This is a genomic window from Nocardiopsis tropica (assembly GCF_042660575.1).
Lineage (GTDB): Bacteria > Actinomycetota > Actinomycetes > Streptosporangiales > Streptosporangiaceae > Nocardiopsis > Nocardiopsis tropica.
On sequence record NZ_JBHSUF010000009.1, the window covers coordinates 38,399 to 45,207 of the forward strand.

Below are 6,809 nucleotides of genomic sequence, written 5' to 3' on the forward strand. Positions count from 1 at the left end.
ATCGTCGATCTCGGGCACGAAAAAAGCCTCCCCGGCGGAGGTGTGTCCGGCCCGGGGAGGCCTTGTCGTCGGTGTGGATTCTAGCAGTGGCAGGCTTTCCTTCCAGGTCGGAAATCAGAGCCCCAGAACCCTGCCGCCTACCCCCGACACGGGGGTGACCCGTCAGAGAAGGGGCGAGAGCACGTGGTGCGCGAAGGCTCCGAGTGCCGCCGCGAGGACGTGGCAGCACAGGGCCAGGCCAAAGCTTCCGCTTTCACGGACCTTGCGATGGGAGCGATGACGGGGGCGAGTCGGCGGGGCCGCAATCCGTGTCTCCACGGCGTCGGGGGAGAGGCGGGCGTGCTGGACCTCCATCCACGCGGGCAGGATCCCGTGGCGCTGCCGGTAGGCCACGCGCGGGTTGTCGCCCATCTGGGCGAGGAGGAGCTCTTCCCTGGTGGAGACGGCAGGAATTCGCGGATGTGAGAAGCGCTGTCCCCGGGGAGCGTCCAGGACGGAGCGGACCCCGGGAGCCAACCGTGCGGAGGAGACGGTCATCGTCCGTCCCCGGAGTTCGAAGTGGTGCCCAGGGCGAATTCGGCCCAGATCACGGTGCCCAGTCCTTCGCAGAAGGGGAAGTCCACGACCCGGCGGGCTCCCCACGCCGTGGCCAGGTGGTCGACGAGGAGCAGGCCGCGTCCGCGTTCGGCTTCCTGCCACTCCTCGCGGGTGCGCTGGCGAGGAATCCGGGGGCGGGAGACCCGTGCCCCGTCGTCGATGATCGACAGGCGCAGGGCGGCCCCGGCCAGGGAAGCGGCAGGAACCGTCAGGGTGCGGATGACCCGTCCATCGTTCTCGCCCGACCGCGAGTGCTCGACAGCATTGGCGAACATCTCGCTCGCGCAGAGCACAACGGTCTCCACCAAGTCAGGTTCGATCCCGGCGAGCCGGCCCAGGTCGGTGCGCAGGTCGGAGCGGACCCGGCTGGTGGTGGCCAGTGTTCCGGGGTACAGGCGCGGTTCCCAGCGTGGGCCGGGCGCGGCTGGGGCGGGGGAGGCTGCAGGGGGCTGCGGCACAATGGTCATGTCGGCATCTCCTTGGGTAAGGCGAAATGGGTGCTGGCCGAGCCCTGGGGGTGCTTTTAACACCCGCCGGGGCATTCGTGTGTCCGGCCAGGGACACGGGGGAGCGGCTGTCAGGCCGGTGCGGCTGTGCTCTGCGAGGGACGAAGCGCCGAGCCGATCCCGTCGTCGGAGGGTCCGGTCGTGATGGCGCGCGGCCTGAGCTTGTCCGGGAAGCGTTCGATCGCCTCGTCCAGGACCCGCAGGGAACTCGCGGCGGGCAGGGAGACGCCCTGGAGGGTGGCGAAGAGGTCGCTGTAGCTCTTGACCTGGGTGGCGTCGGTGACGAGGTGGCCGGGACCGTGGGGGAGCGGGGCGTAGGCCAGGTTGTGCCGGGGTGAGAAGGACAGGGTCCAGAACGCGCCGCGCAGACCGGGGTGGGGAGCCGTTCCCTCCGGGATGACGTGGACGGTGACGCTGTCCGTCATGGCGAGCTTGCGCAGGTGGGTCAGTTGTTCGCGCATGACCTTGGGCGGGGCGACAGGCCGGGTGAGCGCGGCTTCGTCGACGATCAGGCAGTAGTAGGGCGCTCCGGAGAACAGGCCCGAGACCTCGCGCACCGCCGGGCGGTCGGTGAGGAAGGAACTCGACTCCATCGGACGCTCCGTCTGGAGAAGAGCTCGGGCGTACTCCTCGGTGAGGTAGCCGTCGGGCAGGACCAGGGGTGCGTAGTGGCGGACCTGGTAGGTGTGGAACAGGAGGTCGGCGACGGTCGCCCCGGCCTGGAGCCGCGAGCTGAGGAAGATCTGCGCCCAGGCGTCCCACAGGACGCCCTCCGCTCCCAGGACCTTGTCCAGGTGCCGGATGACGGTGCTGTCCGGCTCGGAGGTGCCGGCCTCGATGTCGCGGACCATGTTCGCGTACGTCAGGGCTTTCTGAGCGACGTACTCGACGGAAAGGTCGAGTCGTTCGCGGGCCGCTCGCACCCGCTCACCGTACCGCTCCCACTCCGAAGCTGACGTCAGCGCTGTTCCCGTGTCCGTTGTCCCCGCTCGTAGCTGGCGGCTTGCAGCCATGACATACCTCCTGCGTGTGGAAGACATGAGCCTCGCTCGTCACTGAGAGGTCGAGGTTGACTACAAGTAGAGCCTACGGAAACCGCAAATGCAATCCGCATCTACAGATTTCTGGCTGCGTTTGTGGGTGGTGCCTGTGCGCGTCACTATGGGCGCATGACTATGAGTCCGACTGTCGCTCAATGGCAACTTGCTACCGAGATGCGCAATTTGCGCGGAGATCGCAAGCTTGCGGATGTGGCCAGAGCTGTCAAGGTCAACGTCTCCACGGTCTCTCGTTGGGAGACGCCGGGGGTAGAAGGCGTGATCCCGGGACCTGGCAGTCTTGAGCGCCTGCTGGAGTACTACGAGCTGGGGCCGGAGGCCATCCAGCGCTTCCTGAACATGCGCAAGGAGGCGCGTTCCTCCGGCTGGTGGCAGTCCAGCGGTGTTGCCGAGGACTACGGCACCTACATCGGTCTCGAAGGTGCGGCCAACCGGATACGAACATACGAGCCGGTTCTCGTCCCCGGGCTGCTGCAGACCGAGGGTTATGTGCGAGCCCTCTTCAAGGGCACCATGCCCAGCGCTCTGCCCGAGACGGTCGACGCCGGAGTCACGGTTCGGCTGGGGAGACAAGAAGCCTGGGCGGCCAGCGGGGCCCGCCTGTGGGCCATTGTCAGTGAGGCCACGATCCGCACAATCGTCGGTGGGCCTAAGGTGATGGCTGAACAAGTCCGCCATCTCATTCGGGCTGCGGAGCGACCGAACGTCACTCTCCAGGTCCTGCCGTTCGAGGCGGGCGCCCATGTGGCGCTGGAGATCGGTAACTTCACCCTGCTCACGCTGGACGAGTTGATGGTGTTGGTGACCGTCACGGATAACACAAGTCTCTTTTGGGACGATCCGGGTTCCGTCGGGCGCCACGAGGATGTGTTCGAGCGTCTGCTTGCGGATGCCTGGCGTCCGACGCAGACAGTCGACTTCCTGGAAGGAGTCGCTCGGGCCTTGGAGAAGGAGTAGTCATGAAGTCGCACGCTGCGACCTGGTTCACGTCGAGCTACAGCGGGACCTCGTCCAACTGCGTTGAGGTATCCGACCTGGACGATGCCACGGCGATGCGAGACTCCAAGCATCCAGAGCTCGGTTTTCTTGCCTTCCCTGTCAGGGAGTGGGACGCCTTCATTCGCGAGGTGCGGAAGAGTGAGTGAGGTGCAGTCTTGTTCTCGCGTGTGTCCAGGTGTGCGGTATGGGGGCCGATGTTCCTGATGACTGTTTCTCGACAAGTTGCAAAAACGGCCGCTTGTCGCTGGTAAGTTCGCAGGTCATCGACTCTGCTCCCCGCGCACGCGGGGATGGACCCACCGGCACTACCGCGGCGCCGGTGTGGGCGGTCTGCTCCCCGCGCACGCGGGGATGGACCCCCAGCCGCAGCTAGGCCCGTGGCCAGCCCCACCTGCTCCCCGCGCACGCGGGGATGGACCCGTTGCACACCACGGCTGATACTGCGACCATTCCTGCTCCCCGCGCACGCGGGGATGGACCCGTGTTGGAGGGGGAGGTGGCCGACGGCGACCACTGCTCCCCGCGCACGCGGGGATGGACCCATCCTGTCCAGACCGGTCTGGGAGGCCGCCGCCTGCTCCCCGCGCACGCGGGGATGGACCCCGCGTTCGTGCATTCCTGCCCGTAGTCGCCGTCTGCTCCCCGCGCACGCGGGGATGGACCCGGCAACCCCGACGAGGTCAAGGCGGCGTTGGCCTGCTCCCCGCGCACGCGGGGATGGACCCCCCTGCGCGCCCGCTGGCGGGTCCCTGGACCGCTGCTCCCCGCGCACGCGGGGATGGACCCCGCCGGACGACGATGACGATGGGAATGACGAACTGCTCCCCGCGCACGCGGGGATGGACCCTCTTCCCCCTTGACCATCCCCCCTGCCCGGCTCTGCTCCCCGCGCACGCGGGGATGGACCCGCGAAGACCGCCTCCGCCCACCGTGAGGTGAGCTGCTCCTCGCGCACGCGGGGTTGGAGCCCCGCAGAGAGCCCACGATGACCCCAGCCGAGCCTGCTCCTCGCGCACGCGGGGATGGACCCGCCGACCTGTCGCCCGAGGAATTCGATCTGCTCTGCTCTCCGCGCACGCGGGGATGGATCCCGACCTGTTCATTGCATCCGACGAGCACTAGTTAGTTGTCCCTGCGGGTTGAGATCAGATACCACGCGGAGACGGCCTTCATGGCAGAACTCGTGGGTATTCATTGGCCGCATTCGGTCGGCGGGGCGACCTCCATCAGGGCGGCAAACTTTCTACGATCAACACGATCGCCGCTGAGTACGGGGTGAGCATGATGGTGGCCCGTCGCTCCACGACCTGCTGCGACAGGAGGGGATCCTGAGTAGCAGGAAGGGCAGTGGTACCTACGTAAGGGAGCAGAAGCAGGTGCGCCGATACGGTATCCAGCGTTACAGCAAGTCCGTTTGGGCCGGTGCCAAGCCTCAGCCTCTATTGAGTGCGGAGGGTGCCGGCCAGGGCAAGGCCGTGGAGCAGGAAGCTCAGACCAGTCAAGTGCCTGCTCCGGTCTTTGTGGCCGAACGCCTGCCGGACGTCAACGTGGGCGATCTCGTCTATGTCCGCAAGCGCGTCACGAAGCTTGACGGAACCATCAACCAGTCCGCTGACAGCTATTTCAGCCTTGGCACGGGTGAGCGCTCTCCAGCTTTGATCGCTGGAGAGGGTGCGGGAGGGCACATCGCGCGTATCAACGCGATCAGCCCCGTGCGAGAGGTTCAGGAAGAGATCAGCACCCGCATGCCCACCGGTCCGGAGGCGGGGCGTCTCCAGATTCCGCCGGGTACGCCCATTTTCGAGGTGATCCGTACTTACCACACGGACGACGGGCCTCTTGATGTGGCTCAGTTCCTCATCCGGGGTGACATGGCGGTTTTCGACTACAAGTTCGCGGTGCCCAACTAAGGGCATATATGTGGCCTGACGCCTCAAGGTGTCGGGCCTCTTTTCTGTTTTTAGCTCCTTGGTCGGAGGGGAACGCTGTGCGAGTCGGTGGTTGTGGGTCGAGTTGGTTCAAGTCGAGCTACTCACAGAGCGAGGCTGCATGTGTCGAGGCCGCCTGTTCACATGAAGGTGCGGCGATGCGGGACGGCATGAATCGCGACCTGGGTATGTTGAACGTCTCCGCCGGGGAGTGGGGTGCCTTCGTTGGTAATGTGCGTAGGAGTGACTGAAATGCGGTTTCATTGCCTTCTGTGTCCATGTGTGACGTTTGGGCTTTGGTGTTCCTGATGGCTGTTTCTCGAGAAGTTGCAAAAACGGCCGCTTGGCGCTGGTAAGTTCGCAGGTCATCGAGTCTGCTCCCCGCGCACGCGGGGATGGACCCAACAGTTTCCCTGCCAAAGGCAGGGACGGCGACTGCTCCCCGCGCACGCGGGGATGGACCCGGAGCCGAGCCCAGCGTCTACCACGCCGAGCTCTGCTCCCCGCGCACGCGGGGATGGACCCGCGAGCGTCCGCGACAACCTCGCCGAGACCGCCTGCTCCCCGCGCACGCGGGGATGGACCCGACGCGCGGGGTGAACACCTCATCGAGAAGTCCTGCTCCCCGCGCACGCGGGGATGGACCCGACAAGAAGGCCGCCGCCGCGGCGAAGCGCGTCTGCTCCCCGCGCACGCGGGGATGGACCCTCGCCGCCGCCTTCGAACTGGGCGTTGGCGTCCTGCTCCCCGCGCACGCGGGGATGGACCCAGGTCCGGTTCGAGGCCGCCGGTGTCGGCCGGCTGCTCCCCGCGCACGCGGGGATGGACCCCTCCGGAAAAGCCGTCTTAGCGAGGTCCCAGCCTGCTCCCCGCGCACGCGGGGATGGACCTCGGCGCGTCTAATGGCTTTGCGCGAGACTGCGCTGCTCCCCGCGCACGCGGGGATGGACCCATCCGCGCGTCCACGTGCTGGGTCAGCTCGTCCTGCTCCCCGCGCACGCGGGGATGGACCCGCTCCCTGGTCTGGGTGCGGGTGAGCGCGACTCTGCTCCCCGCGCACGCGGGGATGGACCCCGACCACCAGCAACGGGCTCAACGCTCCTGCTGCTCCCCGCGCACGCGGGCATGGACCCTGCGCGGCGAGCTCCCGCTCGGTGGGGGCGGTCTGCTCCCCGCGCACGCGGGGATGGACCCATCCACGCCGGGCTTGCCGCGTTGGAGGGGCGCTGCTCCCCGCGCACGCGGGGATGGACCTGGGGCATCACCGACATCCGGGGCCACGCCATGCTGCTCCCCGTGCACGCGGGGATGGACCCACGGTGCGGACGGTGGTGGAGGCGATAGCGATCTGCTCCCCGTGCACGCGGGGATGGACCCAGCGGCCCCGTCAACACCGGCAGCGGCCACCACGGCTCCCCGCGCACGCGGGGATGGACCCCCCTCTCGGTACACGTGACCGCCCGGGGCGCGCTGCTCCCCGCCCGCGCGGGGATGGACCCCGGTGGATCGCAGCTGGCCTGCTCGAACTCCGCTGCTCCTCGCGCACGCGGGGATGGACCCCTCCTCATGGTCGGCAAGACCGAACGCACACTCCGCCGCAACGTGTGCTCCTCGCGCACGCGGGGATGGACCCGTGTAGTAGTCGCCCGTCCACGCGGTCCGAGCCTGCTCCCCGCGCACGCGGGGATGGACCCGTGCCGGTCAGGTGCACGCCCCTCCTG

Annotated in this window: 7 protein-coding genes and 2 CRISPR repeat arrays; of the genes, 4 read left to right on the top strand and 3 right to left on the bottom strand. The window is 67.6% G+C overall.

Annotated features, from left to right (window positions below):
- Window positions 1–162: 162 nt before the first annotated feature.
- The 3 genes from ACFQBR_RS16025 to ACFQBR_RS16035 form a co-directional block, all read right to left on the bottom strand.
- Window positions 163–537, bottom strand: coding sequence for a hypothetical protein (locus tag ACFQBR_RS16025; RefSeq protein WP_344179263.1), 375 nt, complete (start codon window positions 535–537; stop codon window positions 163–165).
- Complete coding sequence (locus ACFQBR_RS16030; protein WP_344179265.1) at window positions 534–1,064, bottom strand: ATP-binding protein; 531 nt, start codon at window positions 1,062–1,064, stop codon at window positions 534–536. Before ACFQBR_RS16030 ends, ACFQBR_RS16025 begins: the two co-directional genes overlap by 4 nt.
- Window positions 1,065–1,174: 110 nt before the next feature.
- Entirely contained in the window at window positions 1,175–2,026 is an 852-nt protein-coding gene (locus ACFQBR_RS16035) for a helix-turn-helix domain-containing protein (protein ID WP_378553708.1), read from the bottom strand.
- Window positions 2,027–2,272: 246 nt separating this feature from the next.
- Between ACFQBR_RS16035 and ACFQBR_RS16040 the strand changes: the two genes are divergently transcribed.
- The 4 genes from ACFQBR_RS16040 (at window position 2,273) to ACFQBR_RS16055 (ending at window position 5,339) form a co-directional block, all read left to right on the top strand.
- Window positions 2,273–3,118: a helix-turn-helix domain-containing protein gene (locus ACFQBR_RS16040; protein WP_344179270.1), complete on the top strand. Its 846-nt coding sequence runs from the start codon at window positions 2,273–2,275 to the stop codon at window positions 3,116–3,118.
- A gap of 2 nt (window positions 3,119–3,120) precedes the next feature.
- Entirely contained in the window at window positions 3,121–3,306 is a 186-nt protein-coding gene (locus ACFQBR_RS16045) for a DUF397 domain-containing protein (RefSeq protein WP_344179272.1), read from the top strand.
- 123 nt (window positions 3,307–3,429) lie between these two features.
- Window positions 3,430–4,252: a CRISPR direct-repeat array (repeat unit 29 nt; unit sequence CTGCTCCCCGCGCACGCGGGGATGGACCC).
- A gap of 284 nt (window positions 4,253–4,536) precedes the next feature.
- Entirely contained in the window at window positions 4,537–5,070 is a 534-nt protein-coding gene (locus tag ACFQBR_RS16050) for a UTRA domain-containing protein (protein WP_344179274.1), read from the top strand.
- A gap of 8 nt (window positions 5,071–5,078) precedes the next feature.
- A complete protein-coding gene (locus tag ACFQBR_RS16055; protein WP_344179276.1) occupies window positions 5,079–5,339 on the top strand; it encodes a DUF397 domain-containing protein in 261 nt (86 codons plus the stop codon).
- A 123-nt stretch (window positions 5,340–5,462) separates the two neighbouring features.
- Window positions 5,463–6,782: a CRISPR direct-repeat array (repeat unit 29 nt; unit sequence CTGCTCCCCGCGCACGCGGGGATGGACCC).
- Window positions 6,783–6,809 lie beyond the last annotated feature (27 nt).

Coding starts and splice junctions, on each gene's coding strand:
- ACFQBR_RS16025 (WP_344179263.1), bottom strand. CDS start 537: ATGACCGTCTCCTCCGCACGGTTGGCTCCCGGGGTCCGCTCCGTCCTG.
- ACFQBR_RS16030 (WP_344179265.1), bottom strand. CDS start 1,064: ATGACCATTGTGCCGCAGCCCCCTGCAGCCTCCCCCGCCCCAGCCGCG.
- ACFQBR_RS16040 (WP_344179270.1), top strand. CDS start 2,273: ATGACTATGAGTCCGACTGTCGCTCAATGGCAACTTGCTACCGAGATG.
- ACFQBR_RS16045 (WP_344179272.1), top strand. CDS start 3,121: ATGAAGTCGCACGCTGCGACCTGGTTCACGTCGAGCTACAGCGGGACC.
- ACFQBR_RS16055 (WP_344179276.1), top strand. CDS start 5,079: ATGTGGCCTGACGCCTCAAGGTGTCGGGCCTCTTTTCTGTTTTTAGCT.